The organism is Streptomyces sp. NPDC006602, assembly GCF_042870385.1.
In the GTDB taxonomy this organism is placed as follows: Bacteria; Actinomycetota; Actinomycetes; order Streptomycetales; family Streptomycetaceae; genus Streptomyces.
On the sequence record NZ_JBIAHG010000001.1, the window covers coordinates 824,617 to 841,371 of the forward strand.

At 68.3% G+C, this 16,755-nt stretch carries 14 protein-coding genes; 8 read left to right on the forward strand and 6 right to left on the reverse strand.

Annotated features, from left to right (window positions below):
- Window positions 1-111: 111 nt before the first annotated feature.
- The 6 genes from yjfF to ACFYO2_RS03835 form a co-directional block, all read right to left on the reverse strand.
- Window positions 112-1,134: a galactofuranose ABC transporter, permease protein YjfF gene (gene yjfF / locus ACFYO2_RS03810; protein WP_388343530.1), complete on the reverse strand. Its 1,023-nt coding sequence runs from the start codon at window positions 1,132-1,134 to the stop codon at window positions 112-114.
- Window positions 1,131-2,222 carry an ABC transporter permease gene (locus tag ACFYO2_RS03815; RefSeq protein ID WP_388343532.1) on the reverse strand — a complete coding sequence of 364 codons (1,092 nt, stop codon included), beginning with the start codon at window positions 2,220-2,222 and terminating at the stop codon, window positions 1,131-1,133. Before ACFYO2_RS03815 ends, yjfF begins: the two co-directional genes overlap by 4 nt.
- On the reverse strand, window positions 2,219-3,757 hold the full coding sequence (locus ACFYO2_RS03820; protein WP_388343535.1) for a sugar ABC transporter ATP-binding protein: 1,539 nt from the start codon (window positions 3,755-3,757) through the stop codon (window positions 2,219-2,221). Before ACFYO2_RS03820 ends, ACFYO2_RS03815 begins: the two co-directional genes overlap by 4 nt.
- 615 nt (window positions 3,758-4,372) lie before the next feature.
- Entirely contained in the window at window positions 4,373-5,380 is a 1,008-nt protein-coding gene (locus ACFYO2_RS03825; protein WP_388343538.1) for an ABC transporter substrate-binding protein, read from the reverse strand.
- A 135-nt stretch (window positions 5,381-5,515) separates the two neighbouring features.
- Entirely contained in the window at window positions 5,516-6,562 is a 1,047-nt protein-coding gene (locus tag ACFYO2_RS03830; RefSeq protein ID WP_388343541.1) for a LacI family DNA-binding transcriptional regulator, read from the reverse strand.
- Between the two features lie 518 nt (window positions 6,563-7,080).
- Window positions 7,081-7,527, reverse strand: a complete 447-nt coding sequence (locus ACFYO2_RS03835; RefSeq protein WP_388343544.1) for a hypothetical protein — start codon at window positions 7,525-7,527, stop codon at window positions 7,081-7,083.
- 18 nt (window positions 7,528-7,545) lie between these two features.
- On the opposite strand from ACFYO2_RS03835, the gene ACFYO2_RS03840 reads away from it, so the two are divergent.
- From ACFYO2_RS03840 to ACFYO2_RS03875, 8 genes are all read left to right on the forward strand, one after another.
- A complete protein-coding gene (locus tag ACFYO2_RS03840) occupies window positions 7,546-7,878 on the forward strand; it encodes a hypothetical protein (RefSeq protein WP_388343546.1) in 333 nt (110 codons plus the stop codon).
- Between the two features lie 331 nt (window positions 7,879-8,209).
- Window positions 8,210-9,367, forward strand: a complete 1,158-nt coding sequence (locus ACFYO2_RS03845) for a mandelate racemase/muconate lactonizing enzyme family protein (protein ID WP_388343549.1) — start codon at window positions 8,210-8,212, stop codon at window positions 9,365-9,367.
- Window positions 9,364-10,368, forward strand: coding sequence for a zinc-binding dehydrogenase (locus tag ACFYO2_RS03850; protein ID WP_388343552.1), 1,005 nt, complete (start codon window positions 9,364-9,366; stop codon window positions 10,366-10,368). The genes ACFYO2_RS03845 and ACFYO2_RS03850 overlap by 4 nt, the downstream gene beginning before the upstream one ends.
- A 110-nt stretch (window positions 10,369-10,478) precedes the next feature.
- Window positions 10,479-11,450, forward strand: coding sequence for a hypothetical protein (locus ACFYO2_RS03855; RefSeq protein ID WP_388343555.1), 972 nt, complete (start codon window positions 10,479-10,481; stop codon window positions 11,448-11,450).
- 145 nt (window positions 11,451-11,595) lie between these two features.
- On the forward strand, window positions 11,596-12,708 hold the full coding sequence (gene chvE / locus ACFYO2_RS03860; RefSeq protein WP_388343558.1) for a multiple monosaccharide ABC transporter substrate-binding protein: 1,113 nt from the start codon (window positions 11,596-11,598) through the stop codon (window positions 12,706-12,708).
- A 33-nt stretch (window positions 12,709-12,741) separates the two neighbouring features.
- Window positions 12,742-14,292, forward strand: a complete 1,551-nt coding sequence (gene mmsA / locus ACFYO2_RS03865) for a multiple monosaccharide ABC transporter ATP-binding protein (protein ID WP_388343561.1) — start codon at window positions 12,742-12,744, stop codon at window positions 14,290-14,292.
- A complete protein-coding gene (gene mmsB, locus ACFYO2_RS03870) occupies window positions 14,289-15,533 on the forward strand; it encodes a multiple monosaccharide ABC transporter permease (protein WP_388343564.1) in 1,245 nt (414 codons plus the stop codon). Before mmsA ends, mmsB begins: the two co-directional genes overlap by 4 nt.
- A gap of 75 nt (window positions 15,534-15,608) precedes the next feature.
- Complete coding sequence (locus tag ACFYO2_RS03875; RefSeq protein WP_388343566.1) at window positions 15,609-16,655, forward strand: aldose epimerase family protein; 1,047 nt, start codon at window positions 15,609-15,611, stop codon at window positions 16,653-16,655.
- Window positions 16,656-16,755: the final 100 nt, after the last annotated feature.

Sequence of the window (16,755 nt, forward strand, 5' to 3'; positions counted from 1 at the left end):
GTCCGAGAAAACGACGACGCCCGGCCCTCGGCTCCCGCACCACCCACGCAGAGCGTCGGCGGCGCAGGAGCCGGGGCCGGGAACGCCGGTCCCGGGCCAGGTCAGGCCAGGTCAGGTCTTCTGGCGGGTCGTCATGAAGCGCTGGACCAGGATGAACGCGCACAGCAGCACGCCGGTGGCGATCTTCGTCCACCAGGAGCTGAGCGTGCCCTCGAACTGGATGATGCTCTTGATCAGGCCCAGCACCAGCACACCGAACAGGGTGCCCAGGACGTAGCCGGAGCCGCCCGTCAGCAGCGTGCCGCCGATGACGACCGCGGCGATCGCGTCGAGTTCCATACCGGTGGCGTGCAGCGGGTCACCGGACTGGATGTACAGGGTGAAGAGCAGTCCGGCCAGCGCCGAGCAGAACCCGCTCACGGTGTACACGGCGATCTTCGTGCCGCCCTGCGGAAGGCCCATCAGCATGGCCGACTGCTCGTTGCCGCCGATGGCGTACACGCGGCGTCCGAAGCGGGTGTAGTGCAGCACGTAGAACGCCACCCCGAGGACGACCAGTGCGACGATCGCGCCGATCGACAGGAAGTCCCCGCCCAGCGACACCTGTGCCTGGGCCATGCTGCTCACCGTGGAGTCGCCGATGGAGATCGACTCCTTGCTGATGACCAGGCACAGGCCCCGGAAGAGGAAGAGTCCTGCGAGGGTCACGATGAAGGGCTGGATCTCGAAGTTGTGGATCACGTAGCCCATCAGGAAGCCGCCGAGCGCGCCCACGGCCAGCGCCATGGGTATCACCAGCAGGATGGGCAGGCCCTGACGCTCCACCAGCCACGCCGTGAACATGGTGGTGAAGCCGATCACCGAGCCCACCGACAGGTCGATCCCGCCGGACAGGATGACGAACGTGGCGCCCACAGCGGCGACCAGGAGGTAGCCGTTGTCGATGAACAGGTTCAGGAAGACCTGCGGTTCACCGAAGCCGTAGTTCGCGTAGCGGCTCAGCCCGCCGACGTACATCGCGAGGAAGAGCGCGGCCGTCACCAGGACGGGCAGGCGCCGGTCGCCGAGCAGCCGCGCGGCCTTGGGCGTCGCACGGGTTTCCGGCGCCGCGGGGGTCTTGGTGGTCGCGCTCATCGCGACACCTCCATCTTGGGAGCGGCCTCGGCCGTCGCGGCGGTGTCCGTCGAAGCCGCGGACCGGCGACCCTTGAGGCCCTTCGCGCCGAAGACCTTGGCGCGGAACTTCGGGGACTGCAGCAGGCAGACGACGATGACGACGACGGCCTTGAAGACCAGGTTGGTCTGGGTCGGCACGCCGATGGTGTAGATCGTGGTGGTCAGGGTCTGGATGACGAGGGCGCCGATCACCGTGCCGCCGATGGAGAACCGGCCGCCCAGCAGCGAGGTGCCGCCGATCACCACGGCGAGGATCGCGTCCAGCTCGATCCACAGGCCGGCGTTGTTGCCGTCCGCGGCCGAGGTGTTGGAGCTGATCATCAGGCCCGCGATGCCCGCGCACAGCGCGCAGAACACGTACACCATGATCTTGATGCGCAGGGACCTGATGCCCACCAGGCGGCTGGCCTCGGCGTTGCCGCCGACCGACTCGACCAGCAGGCCGAGAGCGGTGCGGCGGGTCAGCGCGACGGTGACGGCCACCACGGCGGCCACCACGAAGATGGAGAAGGGCAGGGTCAGCCAGTAGCCGCCGCCGATCAGCTTGTACGGCTCGCTGTTGATCGTGATGATCTGGCCGTCGGTGATCAGCTGGGCGACACCGCGCCCGGCGACCATGATGATCAGCGTGGCGATGATCGGCTGGATGCCCATCCGGGCGACCAGGAAGCCGTTCCACAGACCGCAGACGACCGCGGCCACCAGGCCCAGGCCCATCGCGAGCAGCACTCCGGACAGAGCGCTCTGGTCGGCCTGGTCGCTGATGTACGAACAGGTCAGGGCCCCGGTGATCGCGACCACGGCGCCGACCGAGAGGTCGATGCCGCCGGTGGCGATGACCAGGGTCATGCCGACCGCCACCAGGATGAGGGGCGATCCGAACAGCACGATCGAGACGAGGCTGCCGTAGAGGTGGCCGTCCGTCATCTTGATCGCGAAGAAGTCGGGGGTGAAGGGAACGTTGACGAGCAGCAGGACGACCAGCACGGCGACCGGCCAGAACAGGTGATGCTGCGTCAGTGCTCGCCAGCGGGGGGTGGTGGTCACTGGTGCTCTCCGCTCGCGATGGTCTCCAGGATCCGGGTGGGGGTGATCTCGGGCCCGTTGGCGATCTGTGCCACCAGCTTGCGGTCACGCAGCACGCCGATGGTGTGACTGAGCCGGAGCACCTCCTCCAGCTCGGCCGCGATGTACAGCACGGACATGCCTTCCTCGGAGAGCGAGACCACGAGTTTCTGGATCTCCGCCTTCGCGCCGACGTCGATGCCGCGCGTCGGCTCGTCCAGGATCAGCAGCTTCGGCTGGGTGATGAGCCAGCGGGCGAGCAGCACCTTCTGCTGGTTGCCGCCGCTGAGCTGGCCGACGCGGGACTCGGGGTTGGCGGGGCGGATGTCCAGTGCCTTGATGTACTTGGCGACGAGTTCGTCGCGCTGGGCGGCCGGGATGGGCCGGGTCCAGCCGCGCGAGGCCTGCAGGGCGAGGATGATGTTCTCCCGCACCGTCAGGTCGGGCACCAGGCCCTCTGCCTTGCGGTTCTCCGAGCAGAACGCGACGCCCGCGCCGATCGCGTCGTTCGGGGCGTTCATCGGGATCTGCTTCCCGCCGATGCTGACCTTGCCGCTGTCCGGCTGGTCGGCGCCGAAGAGCAGCCGGGCGAGTTCGGTGCGCCCGGAGCCGAGCAGGCCGGCCAGTCCGACGACCTCGCCCTTCTTGATCTCCAGGTCGAAGGGGGCGATGGCACCGGTCCTGCCGAGGCCGTCGGCGTGGACCAGCGGTTCGCCGACGTCGGCGCGCAGCTGGTGATCGTGGAGCTCCTCCAGCTGGTCGAGGGCCTTGCCGATCATCAGCTGGACGAGTCCGACCTGGTCGAGGTCGCCGACCATGTGCTCGCCGACGAGGGTGCCGTTGCGCAGGACGGTCATCCGGTCGCAGATCTCGTAGATCTGGTCGAGGAAGTGCGAGACGAACAGGATCGCGACGCCTTCGTCCCTGAGCTGCCGCATCAGGCGGAACAGTTCGAGGACCTCGTCGCGGTCGAGGCTGGACGTCGGCTCGTCCAGGACCAGCACCTTGGTGCCGGCTCCCGCGCCGTCGCTGTCGCCGGTGCCCACCGACCGTACGATCGCGACCAGTTGCTGCACGGCCAGCGGGTACGAGGACAGGGGCGCGGTCACGTCGATGTCGAGGCCGAGCCGGTCGACCAGTTCCGCCGCCTCCTTGCGCATGCGCTTCCACTGGATGCGGCCCGCGCGGGTGGGTTCACGTCCGATGAAGATGTTCTCCGCCACCGACAGGTTGGGGCAGAGGTTCACCTCCTGGTAGACCGTGCTGATGCCGGCCTGCTGCGCCTGCAGCGGGCTGTCGATCCGCACGGACTGGCCGTCGAGGGTGATCGTGCCGCCGTCCAGCGAGTAGACGCCGGTCAGCACCTTGATGAGGGTGGACTTCCCGGCTCCGTTCTCGCCCATCAGGGCGTGGATCTCGCCGGGGAAGAGCCGGAAGTCGACGTCCGACAGAGCCCGTACCCCCGGAAACTCTTTGACTATGCCCGTCATCTCCAGGACGGGCTGCGGCTCTGCCATAACTCTCCTAGCGAGGGACCACCGGCTTCGTCCGGTGGGGGAATTCACTTACCTGGTCCGTGTGCGTTCGCTTCGCCCCGAAAGGGGTCGGTTCGGGCTGGACCGCAACCTTCGGGTGGGAAGCCCCCCTCACGTGGGGGTTGACAACTGCTCGATGTGGAACGCGTATGAGGGTGATTTAGCTCGATCGTGTGATGGTCGGCTTTCGGGCTTGCGAGGTGTGGTGCGGGCCCGGGTAGCGCGATCTGGGACGCCGGGTGCGGTGCCAGCGTGCGGGGCCCCTGCTCCACCAGCGTGATGGTTCAGGGCCTCCCCGTCGCCTCTGGCTGCATCCACATGGCCAGGTCGTAAGGGACTCCGCCCTTCCGGGATCGGACCACGGACAGGATCCGTGTCGCCACCCGGAGGCGAAAGCGGACGACCTGGGGGTCCCCCCTCTGGGGGAGCGCCCAAGACCGTTCGGGGCGTGCCAGTGCGTGGACTCACTCCCGCTCACTGTCCAGAACGGTGGAGTCACGGCAGCGCTCCTCATGGAATCGAATCGCCGCAGGCCCTCAGGGCCCGGCCGACCGAGGATTCGGTCGGCCGGAGGCTACTGCCGGTGGGTGCGGTCGGTCAGTACTTGCGAGTGGGGAGCGCGGCCTTGGCCTGGTCCTGCATGAAGTCGCTCTCCTTGGTCTTGATCCAGCGCTCGACCGTCTCGCCGTCCTTGACCTTCTGGACGACCTCCATCAGCTGGGGGCCGAGCAGCGGGTTGCACTCGACGATGGCGTTGATCTTGCCCTCGGACATGGCCACGAAGCCGTCCTTCACGCCGTCGACCGTGACGATCAGGATGTCCTTGCCCGGCTTCTTGCCGGCCGCCTCGATGGCCTGGATGGCGCCGATGCCCATGTCGTCGTTGTGCGCGAACAGCACGTCGATGTCCGGGTTGGACTGCAGGAAGGCCGCCATGACCTGCTTGCCGCCGGCGCGGGTGAAGTCACCGGTCTGACTGACGACGATCTTCCAGTCGTCCTTGTGGTCGGCGTCCATGACCTCCTTGAAGCCCTTGGCACGCTCGATCGCGGGGGCGGCACCGGTGGTGCCCTCCAGCTGCGCGATCTTGACGTTGCCCTTGTGGCCGGCCTTCTCGAGGACCTTCTCGAGGATCTTGGCTGCGCGCCGGCCCTCGTCCGTGAAGTCCGAGCCCACCAGGGTGACGTACAGGGACTCGTCGGAGGTCTCGACGGAGCGGTCGGTGAGGACCACGGGGATCTTCTTGGCCTTGGCTTCCTTCAGCACCGCGTCCCAGCCGGTGACGACCACCGGCGAGAAGGCTATGACGTCCACACCCTGGGTGATGTAGCTGCGGATCGCGGAGATCTGGTTCTCCTGCTTCTGCTGCGCGTCGGAGAACTTGAGGTTGTAGCCCGCCTCCTTGGCGGCCGCCTTCACCGAGTCGGTGTTGGCGCTGCGCCAGCCGCTCTCCGAGCCGACCTGGGAGAAGCCGAGCGTGAGCGCCTTGGTGCCGCCCGCGGAGGAGGAGCCGGTGGAGCTGTCGTCCTCCTTGGCGCAGGCCGCCAGGCCGCCCGCGGCTGCCACGCCGACCGCCGCGGTGAGGAAGTTTCTTCTGCTGAGCATGTTCTTCTCCTTTGAAGAGCCGGTCCAGGGACGGACCTGCTGGTACTCGATGGGACCGGCCACACTGCGTCCAGCCTGTCGATCATCGTTCGGCATATCGGCCACACCGCTGGGCAAGTGCGTCCGACTGGTCGGTCATAGGGGTGCGCGCTCCGATTGGGCGGTGTACGGGAACGTACTGGCGCGCACGACGAGTTGGGGTTCGATCGCGATCCGGGACGTGGTGGCGGGGGGCCGGCCCTCGATCAGGTCCAGGAGCAGTGCGATGCCTTGCTTGCCCACCGCCGAGAAGTCCTGCCGGACGGTGGTGAGCGGCGGAGCGAAGAACTCCGACTCCGGGATGTCGTCGAAGCCGACCACCGCGACGTCCTGGGGAGTTCGGACCCCCGCCTCACGCAGGGCCCGCAACACCCCCAGTGCCATCTGGTCGTTGGCGACGAAGACGGCGGTGAGCCCCCGGCCCACCCAGCCGGCCAGTTCCTGGCCCGCACGGTAGCCCGACAGCGGACTCCAGTCCCCACGCAGCAGCATGGGCGGCTCGAGACCCTCGGCTTCGAGGGTCGCCCGCCAGCCGGCGGCCCGGTCGGCCGCCTCCTGCCAGTCCTCGGGTCCGGCGAGGTGCCAGACCGTGCGGTGACCGGCGGCCAGCAGATGGCCGGTGGCCAGCCGCGCCCCGAGGTGCTGGTCCACACTGACGCTGGGGATGTCAACTCCCGGCCCGCTGCCCACGATCACCACGGGGAACGGGTGGCGGAGTTCGGCCAGAGCGTCCACCGCCGACCGCTGCGGAGCGATGGCGACCACTCCTTCGACGCCGCCCTCGCTGAGGTGGTCGAGGGCCTCGGACAGCTCCTCCATGGTCAGTTTGCGCAGACTGACCGTCGAGACGAGATATCCCTCGGCGCGTGCCGCCTCCTCGAGCGCGAACAGCGTACTGGCCGGCCCGTAGAGGGTCGTGTCGGAGGCGACCACACCCAGCGTCCGGGTGCGCCGGGTCACCAGGGCTCGTGCGGAGGAGTTGCGGCGATAGCCCATCTCCTCGATCGCCCGCAGCACCCGGGCCCGCGTCTCCTCCCGCACATTGGGGTGGTTCCCCAGCACGCGGGAGACGGTCTGGTGGGACACGCCGGCCAGGCGCGCCACGTCGGCCATGGTGGGCGGCCGAAGCTGCGTGTGGGTCACGGCCGCACCTCCTTGGCGCTCGTCTGCCGATAAGTCCTGTGATGCGGGGGATTCATCCCGCGCCGCCGGCTTCACGTCGGGATTCCGGTGAGGCCAACGGCACAGCGAGGGAGGGGGAGTTGGGGCATCAGGGGCACAATGCTCGTAACTCCCATGTTCGCGTTGGACGCTGACTGGTGAATGCGGACGTCATTGTGAGCGCTAACAATTCATGGCGGTCAAGGGGGCTGCAGCCAAAGCTCATATCGGTTCCATAACGCACCTGGCGGTCATGGCACATCTGCCCTGGTCAGAGGCCTGATGGTCGACCGAGGCGCCCGCACCGGGCGGCGACCCGACGGCGGCCCGTGCGGCGGGAACGCGCCGAAGCCGAACCCGCGCCGACCGATGTGCGCGGTAACGGGACTTCAGCCGCGCCGTCCTGGACGGCCGTCCAGCCGGGCCGCCGCCCGCTCAACGGGTCACAGGACGCACGCTCGGCGGGATCGGACCAGGGAGCGGTCCGCCCGACCGGAGCTCTACGAGCACCACCACAGGAAGCGCGTGCACGTTTCCGACGGCGACGGCTTCGGGGACGCGGTCGGGCGGGCGGTCGGAGTGGAGTCCCCGTCCGAGTCCGACGGGGTCGTCGGTCCGGAGGTCGACCCGGAGGAGCCGGGAAGGGTGGCCGACTGGGCTTCCTTGTCCGGGGTCTGCGTGGCCTTGTCGTCCTTCGAGGACTCCGACACCGACGGGGAGGCGGAGGGGCTCGGGGACGCGGAGGGCCTGTCCCCGCCCGCGTCCGCCCTGTCGTCCGGCGGCTGCGCGGACGTGCTCGGCTCCGATGCCGACCCGTCGACCTCGGACGACTCTCCCCCGGCCGCCGCGGGGGTGCGGGGGGAGGAGAACCCCGGGGCGTCCACGCCGAGTTCGGCCAGGCTCAGGCCGCCCGCCGCCAGGGCGAAGCCGGCGGTGATCAGCACCACGCGTCTGCGGCGCCGGCGGTGGGCGGCGGCCTTGCGGTCGCGACGACTCGCCTCCGGTGCGACCGCCGTCCCTCCGGAGCCCCGTCGGCCGCCCCGGCCCTGCTCACGGCGGCGGGCGGCTCGCCCCTGGGGCTCGCCGCTCTCGGGTTCGCGATCGTCGTGACCGCCTCGGTCGTCTCGGTCGTCTCGGTCGTCTCGGTCGTCGCGGTCGCCCAGGTCGTCCCGGTCGCCTCGATCGGCCGAGTCGCCGGGCGCCTCCTGCGCCGACGCATCCCGCGGGTACGCATCCCGCGGGTACGGCTCCTGCGGGTACGGCTCCGGCCCGTGCGTGGCGGGCGGATACGCGCGTAGCTGTTCGGCAGATGTGCCGCACCCCGGGCAGGTGAGGGCGCCGTTGAGGTGCCTTCGGCACGGGTGGCAGTAGTCCATGACGCGGGAAGACTAGGTTCCTGGGCGGTCACGTTCCCAGGCCCGCCTGTGAATGTTGTGTGGGAAACCGGCCATACATCGCGGCTTCGAGTGACCTGGCACACACCGCCGGCTCCCGACTTGCGAAAGGGGCGTCGAAACTGTCGAAATCGTTACCCGTTCGACCCATTGACACCCCACTCACGCGGTACTTACTGTCTGCCCAGCATTTCGAACATGTGACGAAATCTCGAACATCCGAAGGGTTACTTCCGTGCGCATCACCGGAATCAGCACACACGTGGTCGGCACGCCGTGGCGCAACCTGACCTACGTCCTGGTCCACACCGACGAGGGCATCACGGGAGTCGGCGAGACCCGGATGCTGGGTCACACCGACGCGCTGATCGGCTATCTGCGCGAGGCCGAGGCCAACCACATTGTGGGCTCCGACCCGTTCGCCACGGAAGACCTCCTCCGCCGCATGAAGTACGGCGACTACGGGCGGGCCGGCGAGATCGTGATGTCCGGGATCGCCGTCATCGAGATGGCCTGCTGGGACATCAAGGGCAAGGCCCTCGGCGTGCCGGTGTGGCAGCTGCTCGGCGGCAAGGTCACCGACAAGGTCAAGGCGTACGCCAACGGCTGGTACACCACCGAGCGGACGCCCGAGGCGTACCACAAGGCCGCCCAGGGGGTCATGGAGCGCGGGTACAAGGCGCTCAAGATCGACCCCTTCGGCACCGGGCACTACGAGCTGGACCACCAGCAGAGTCTGTACGCCGTCTCCCTCATCGAGGCCGTGCGCGACGCCATCGGGCCGGACGCCGAGCTGATGCTGGAGATGCACGGCCGCTTCTCCCCCGCCACCGCCGTCCGGCTAGCGAAGGACCTCGCGCCCTTCAAGCCCGCGTGGCTGGAAGAGCCCGTACCGCCGGAGAACCTCAAGGCGCTGGAGAAGGTCGCCGCCAAGGTGGACATCCCGGTCGCCACGGGTGAGCGGATTCACGATCGCATCGAGTTCCGCGAGCTCTTCGAGAGCCAGGCCGTCGACATCATCCAGCCGGACGTCGGCCACATCGGCGGTATCTGGGAGACCAGGAAGCTGGCCGCCACCGCCGAGACCCACTACATGCTGGTCGCCCCGCACAACGTAGGCGGCCCGGTCCTGACCGCCGCCTCGCTCCAGGTCGGCTTCACCTCCCCGAACTTCAAGATCCTCGAGCACTTCAACGACTTCGCGGACGCGGAGATCAAGAAGGTCGTCAAGGGCGCGCCCGAGGTGATCGACGGGTACTTCCACCTGTCCGACAAGCCCGGTCTGGGTGTCGAGCTGGACGTGGACGCCGCCGCGGAGTTCCCGCAGCAGCAGGCCCGGTTCGACCTGTGGGCCGAGGGCTGGGAGCAGCGCAAGCCCAAGGGCGCCAAGTGAGCACGGCGGTCGTCGTCGAGGCGCCCGGCGAGCACCGGCTCACCGCGCACACGCCCCGCGAGCCCGGTGCCGGCGAGGCGCTGGTGCGCGTCCACGCCGTCGGTATCTGTGGCAGCGACCGCGAGGTGTACCAGGGCAACCGGCCCGAGGGGTACGTCCGCTACCCGCTGACCCCGGGCCACGAGTGGTCCGGGACGGTCGAGGCGGTCGGCGCCGGCGTTCCCGAGTCCCTCGTCGGCCGGAAGGTCGTCGGGGAGGGCTTTCGCAACTGCCAGGTCTGCGACCGCTGTCACGCGGGCGAGACCACGCTGTGCACGGCGGGGTACGAGGAGACCGGGTTCACCCAGCCCGGGGCGATGGCCACCACCCTCACCCTGCCCGCCCGGCTGCTGCACGCCCTGCCGGACGACGCCGACCTGACCGCGGCGGCCCTGCTGGAGCCGGCCGCCTGTATCGCGGCCGCCGCGATCAAGGCGAACGCGCTGCCCGGTGAGCGGGTGGCCGTCGTCGGCACCGGCACCCTGGGCATGTTCGCCGTGCAGTTCCTGAAGGCGGGCTCCCCGGCCGAGCTGCTGGTCGTCGGCACCCGGAACGACCGCGAGGCGCTGTCGAGGCAGTTCGGCGCGAGCGACTTCCGTACGAAGGACCAGCCGCTCCCCGACGACTTCGACGTCGTCATCGAGACCGCCGGGTCGGCGTCCGCCGCGCGCACCGCCGCCTCCCTGCTCAGGCGCGGCGGGCGCCTGGTCCTGACGGGCATCCCGGCGCCGGGCGCCGAGGGTCTCGACCCGACCGACCTGGTCGTACGGCAGCTGGAGGTGCACACCGTCTTCGGGGCACCGCCGGACGCCTGGGCGCACACGGTGCGCGTCTTCGGGGCCGGGCTCCTCGATCCGCTGCCGCTGGTCACGCACGAGCTGCCGCTCGACGGATTCCCCGAGGCCATCGAGCTGGTGGGATCCGGCGATCCGAAGGTGGGCAAGGTGCTGCTCCGCCCCTAGACGTACGCCGGTACGGGGCGACCTGACGGCTTCCGTACCGGCGTACACCCAAGCCCCCCACGACTTGAGCCGCGAACCTCGTCCGACATATCGAACACGAAGGACAGCTTGTGACGACCGACGCTTCCGCCACGGCAGCCCGTAGGCCCGGTGAGCAGGCACTCACCACCCTCGGCCTGGGTGCGCCCGCCCTCGACCCCGCGGACGCCTCGCCGCACACCTTCCCCGGCGGCGGCCGCTGGCGCACCGAGGTCCCCTCGTGCGAGGGTCCCGAAGCGCTGGCCGTCGTCCTGAAGGAAGCCTCGCGCCTCGACGTGCCGATCCACCGGATCAGCCAGGGCAGCGGCGTGTGGATGCTGACCGACGCCGAGATCACCGAGATGGTCGACGCCACCGCCGAACGTGACATCGAGCTCTGCCTGTTCACCGGCCCGCGCGGCACCTGGGACATCGGCGGCTCGACCCGCACCGACTCGCGCGGCGGCGGCCTGCGCGCCCGCGGCCACGACGCGGTCGCCGGCTGCGTCGAAGACGCCGTTCGGGCGACGGAGCTGGGCGTCAAGTGCCTCCTCGTGGCCGACGAGGGCGTGCTGTGGACGCTGCACCGGGCGCGGCTGGCCGGGATCATCCCGGCCGACACGACGCTCAAGGTGAGCGCCCTGATCGGGCCCGTCAACCCGGCCGCGTACGCGGTGTACGAGAACCTGGGCGGCGACTCGATCAACGTGCCCAGCGATCTGACGCTCGACCACCTCACCGAGATCCGGCGGGTCTCCGCCGCCCCCATGGACATGTACATTGAGGCCCCCGACGACCTCGGTGGATACGTCCGGATGTACGAGGTCGCCGAGCTGATCCGGCGCGGCGCGCCGATCTACCTGAAGTTCGGGCTGTCCAAGGCGCCGGGGCTCTACCCGTACGGCCACCACCTGCGCGACGTGACCCTGAACAGCGCCCGGGAACGGGTGCGGCGCGGCCGGCTCGCCCTGGACCTCCTGGCACGGCACGGAGTGGGCGACGACATGGCTCAACTGGGCTCGCGACTGCCCGGTGATCTGCGTCGATTCGAAACGCCCTCATAACGTTCCGGACAACGCCTCTTCACAAAAGGCCACGCAGCCGCACACAATCCCACACACCCTCTTCTCGGTCTCACCTCGCATTCGTGCCACGCAGCGGCCCCGCAACGCCAGACCGAGCCAGCCCCACACATCAAGGATGATGATCATGCGTACTCGTCGAGCCGCACTGGCCGCCGTAGCCGGAGCCGCCTCCCTCGCCCTCACCCTGTCCGCCTGCGGCCAGAGCAGCGAGGGCGGCAGTGAGGAGAGCTCGGACAGCTCCAAGGGCGCCACCATCGGTATCGCCATGCCCACCAAGTCCTCCGAGCGTTGGATCGCCGACGGCAAGAACGTCGTCGCCAACCTGGAGTCGAAGGGCTACAAGACCAAGCTGGTCTACGGCGAGGACGACCCTGACCAGCAGGTCTCGCAGATCGAGAACCTGATCACGCAGGGCGTCAAGGCCCTGATCATCGCGGCCATCGACAACAAGTCGATGAACAACGTGCTCCAGCAGGCCAAGGACGCCGACATCCCGGTGATCTCCTACGACCGCCTGATCCTCGGCACCGAGAACGTCGACTACTACGCCTCCTTCGACAACGAGAAGGTCGGCGAGCTCCAGGGCAGCTACATCGTCGAGAAGCTCGGCCTGAAGGACGGCAGCAAGAAGGGCCCGTTCAACATCGAGCTCTTCGCCGGCTCGAACGACGACAACAACACCCGCTACTTCTTCCAGGGCGCGATGAACATCCTGCAGCCCTACATCGACAAGAAGCAGCTCGTCGTCCAGTCCAAGCAGACCAAGCTGACCCAGGTCACCACCCTGCGCTGGGACGGCGGCACCGCCCAGAAGCGCATGGACGACATCCTGACCTCGGCCTACAAGAGCGAGCGGGTGGACGCTGTCCTCTCGCCCTACGACGGCATCTCCATCGGTATCCTCTCCGCACTGAAGTCGGACGACTACGGTTCCAAGAGCAAGCCGCTGCCGATCGTCACCGGCCAGGACGCCGAGGTCGCCTCGGTGAAGTCGATCATCGCGGGCCAGCAGTCGATGACCGTCTACAAGGACACCCGTGAGCTCGCCAAGGTGTCCTCGAACATGGTCGACGCGCTGCTCAACGGCAAGAAGCCCGAGACCAACGACACCAAGACGTACGACAACGGCTCGAAGGTCGTCCCGGCGTACCTGCTGGAGCCGGTCGCCGTCGACAAGGCCAACTACCAGACGGTCGTCGTCGACTCCGGCTACATCAAGGAAAGCGACCTGAAGTAACCGCCACCCCCCTAGTGATTGGAAGGCACGACCATGGCGGGACCCGTCCTGGAAATGCGCTCGATCGTCAAGACCTTTCCCGGCGTAAAAGCGCTGTCGGACGTCACACTGACCGTCCAGCAGGGCGAGGTCCACGCCATCTGCGGGGAGAACGGCGCCGGCAAGTCGACCTTGATGAAGGTCCTCTCCGGCGTCCACCCGCACGGCACGTACGAGGGCGAGATCCTCTTCGAGGGTGACGTCTGCGAGTTCAAGGACATCAGGGCCAGTGAGCATCACGGCATCGTGATCATTCACCAGGAGCTGGCCCTGGTGCCCTACCTCTCCCTCGCGGAGAACATCTTCCTCGGCAACGAGCACGCCAAGCGCGGGCTCATCAACTGGAACGACACCCTCAAGCACGCCAGCGAACTGCTGCGCCGGGTCGGTCTCTCCGACCACCCGGAGACCCGCGTCGCCGACATCGGCGTGGGCAAGCAGCAGCTCGTGGAGATCGCCAAGGCGCTGTCCAAGAAGGTGAAGCTGCTCATCCTCGACGAGCCGACCGCGGCTCTGAACGACGAGGACAGCGGCAAGCTCCTGGATCTCATCCTGGAGCTGAAGACGCAGGGCATCACCTCGATCATCATCTCGCACAAGCTGAACGAGATCCGCAAGGTCGCCGACTCGGTGACGATCCTCCGCGACGGGCGCACCATCGAGACGCTCGACGTGAAGGCCGCGGAGACGACCGAGGACCGGATCATCAGCGGGATGGTCGGCCGCGACCTGGAGCACCGCTTCCCGGAGCGCTCCCCGCACGAGCCGGAGGAGGGCCAGGCGCCCGCCCTGGAGGTCCGCAACTGGACCGTGCACCACCCGATCGACCAGCAGCGCAAGGTGGTCGACGACGTCTCCCTGTCGGTTCGGCGGGGCGAGATCGTCGGTATCGCGGGCCTGATGGGCGCCGGCCGCACCGAACTCGCGATGAGCGTCTTCGGGCGGACGTACGGCCGGTACGCGGGCGGCCAGGTATTCAAGGACGGCACGGAGATCCGTACGAAGTCCGTCCCGGAGGCGGTCAAGCACGGCATCGCGTACGTCACCGAGGACCGCAAGCACTACGGCCTCAACCTCATCGACACCATCAACCGCAACATCTCGCTCAGCGCGCTGGGCAAGGTCTCCAAGCGCGGTGTGGTCGACGAGCACGAGGAGCGGCAGGTCGCCGAGGGCTTCCGGAAGTCCATGAACATCAAGGCGCCGACCGTCTTCGAGCCGGTGGGCAAGCTGTCCGGCGGCAACCAGCAGAAGGTCGTCCTCAGCAAGTGGATCTTCGCGGGTCCCGATGTGCTGATCCTGGACGAGCCGACGCGCGGGATCGACGTCGGTGCCAAGTACGAGATCTACACGGTCATCGACCAGCTGGCCGCCCAGGGCAAGGCGGTCGTCTTCATCTCCTCGGAGCTGCCGGAGCTGCTGGGAATGTGTGACCGCATCTACACGATGGCCGCGGGGCGGCTGACCGGTGAGTTCTCGCGGGCGGAGGCCTCGCAGGAATCACTGATGCGCCAGATGACAAAGGACAAAGAGGTAACCCGATGAGCACGGACGTGACCGCCAAGACGCCGGCCCCCGCGCCGCCCGGCAAGGGCGGTTCGGCAACCGGTGACAGCCTGCTGCACCTGATGCTGGACGGCATGCGCCGCAACATGCGGCAGTACGGCATGCTGTTCGCCCTCGGCCTGATCGTGGTGCTGTTCGCCGTATGGACCAACGGTGACCTGCTGCTGCCGCGCAACGTCTCCAACCTGGTGCTGCAGAACAGCTACATCCTGATCCTCGCGATCGGCATGATGCTCGTCATCATCGCGGGCCACATCGACCTGTCGGTCGGCTCGCTGACGGCGTTCGTGGGCGCGGTGGGAGCCGTGCTGATGGTCAACCACGACATCGCCTGGCCGCTGGCCCTGGTGCTGTGCCTGGCCATCGGCGGCGCCGCGGGCGCCGCGCAAGGGTTCCTCATCGCGTATCTGGGCATCCCGTCGTTCATCGTGACCCTGGCGGGCATGCTGACCTTCCGCGGCCTGACCGAGATCTTCCTGGAGGGCCAGACCATCGGCCCGTTCCCCGAGGGTCTGCAGAAGGTCGCCAACAGCTTCATGCCCGCGGTCGGCCCGGACACCAACTACCACAACCTCACCCTGCTGCTCGGCATCGCCGTGATCGTGTTCGTGGTGTTCCAGGAGTTCCGCGACCGCAAGCGGCAGCAGGAGTTCGCCCTCGACGTCCCGCCCACCAAGCTCTTCCTGCTCAAGCTGGTGGCGCTGGTCGCCGCGGTGCTCACCGTCACGATGCTGCTCGCCAGCTACAAGGGCGCGCCGATCGTGCTGCTCATCCTCGGTGTGCTGGTGGTCGGTTACGGCTACGTCATGCGCAACGCCGTCTTCGGCCGTCACATCTACGCCATCGGCGGCAACCTGCCCGCGGCCAAGCTGTCGGGTGTCAAGGACAAGAAGGTCACCTTCCTTGTCTTCCTGAACATGGGCATGCTCGCGGCCCTGGCGGGTCTGGTCTTCGCCGCCCGCTTCAACGCCGCCTCGCCCAAGGCCGGCCTCAACTTCGAGCTGGAGGCCATCGCGGCCTCCTTCATCGGCGGCGCTTCGATGAGCGGCGGTGTCGGTACCGTCCTCGGCGCGATCATCGGTGGCGTGGTTCTGGGCGTGCTGAACAACGGCATGAACCTGGTCGGCATCGGCACCGACTGGCAGCAGGTCATCAAGGGCCTGGTGCTGCTGGCGGCGGTCGGATTCGACGTGTGGAACAAGCGCAAGGTCGGTTCGTAAACGACCGGGCCATGGCCCAAAAGGGCCCCGCCGACAGGCGGGGCCCTTTCCACTTCCACGGGAGGAAGGAAGCCTGTGAAGTCGCTCTTCGGCAAGCTCGCCGACGGCACGGAGGTCCACAGCTGGGCGCTGGAGAACGGCGGCACCCGTCTGAAGGTCCTGTCCTGGGGCGGTGTCGTCCAGTCCCTGGAGATCCCGGACCGCGAGGGCCGGTACGCCAACGTCTCCCTCGGCTTCGACACCATCGAGGACTACGTCGCGGGGAGCCCGTACTTCGGCGCGCTGATCGGCCGCTACGGCAACCGTATCGCCGAGGGCCGGTTCACCCTGGACGGCAAGAGCCACCAGGTGAGCGTCAACGACGGCGCCAACAGCCTGCACGGCGGCGCCGAGGGCTTCGACAAATGCGTCTGGGACGTCGAGCCGTTCGCCAAGGGCTCCGACGTCGGCCTGTACCTGTACCGCACGAGCGCCGACGGCGAGATGGGCTACCCCGGCACGCTCAAGACGAAGGTGACGTACACCCTCACCCGGCAGGGCGACTGGCGCATCGACTACGAGGCCACCACCGACAAGACCACCGTCGTCAACCTCACCAGCCACGTCTACTGGAACCTGGCCGGCGAGAACAGCGGCACCGTCCACGACCACGAGTTGGAGATCGCGGCCTCCCGCTACACGCCGGTCGACCCGGGGCTGATCCCCACCGGCGAGCCGGCGGACGTAGCGGGCACCCCCTTCGACTTCCGCCGCTCCAAGACGGTCGGCGAGGACCTCCGGGTCGCCCACCAGCAGCTGCTGTACAGCAAGGGCATCGACCACAACTATGTCCTCGACAAGGGGATCACGGGCGAGCCGGAGCACGTCGCCACGCTGAGGGACCCGTCCTCCGGGCGGACCATGAAGATCGCGACGACCGAGCCGGGCCTGCAGTTCTACTCGGGCAACTTCCTCGACGGCACCCTTGTCGGCACGGGCGGCAGCATCTACCGCCAGGGGGACGCCCTCTGCCTGGAGACGCAGCACTTCCCGGACTCGCCGAACCAGCCGTCGTTCCCCTCGACACTGCTGCGACCTGGGCAGACGTACCGGACGACGACGGTGCACTCGTTCCTCGCGTAACCGTCTTCACAGGTGGCGCACAAGTTCTTACCCGTTTCTCAGCGGTTGAACAGTGCCACCCCAGCCTCCGTATGTAAGGGCGGCCCGTGCTCCCCCGCGC

Coding starts and splice junctions, on each gene's coding strand:
- yjfF (WP_388343530.1), bottom strand. CDS start 1,134: ATGAGCGCGACCACCAAGACCCCCGCGGCGCCGGAAACCCGTGCGACG.
- ACFYO2_RS03820 (WP_388343535.1), bottom strand. CDS start 3,757: ATGGCAGAGCCGCAGCCCGTCCTGGAGATGACGGGCATAGTCAAAGAG.
- ACFYO2_RS03825 (WP_388343538.1), bottom strand. CDS start 5,380: ATGCTCAGCAGAAGAAACTTCCTCACCGCGGCGGTCGGCGTGGCAGCC.
- chvE (WP_388343558.1), top strand. CDS start 11,596: ATGCGTACTCGTCGAGCCGCACTGGCCGCCGTAGCCGGAGCCGCCTCC.
- mmsA (WP_388343561.1), top strand. CDS start 12,742: ATGGCGGGACCCGTCCTGGAAATGCGCTCGATCGTCAAGACCTTTCCC.
- mmsB (WP_388343564.1), top strand. CDS start 14,289: ATGAGCACGGACGTGACCGCCAAGACGCCGGCCCCCGCGCCGCCCGGC.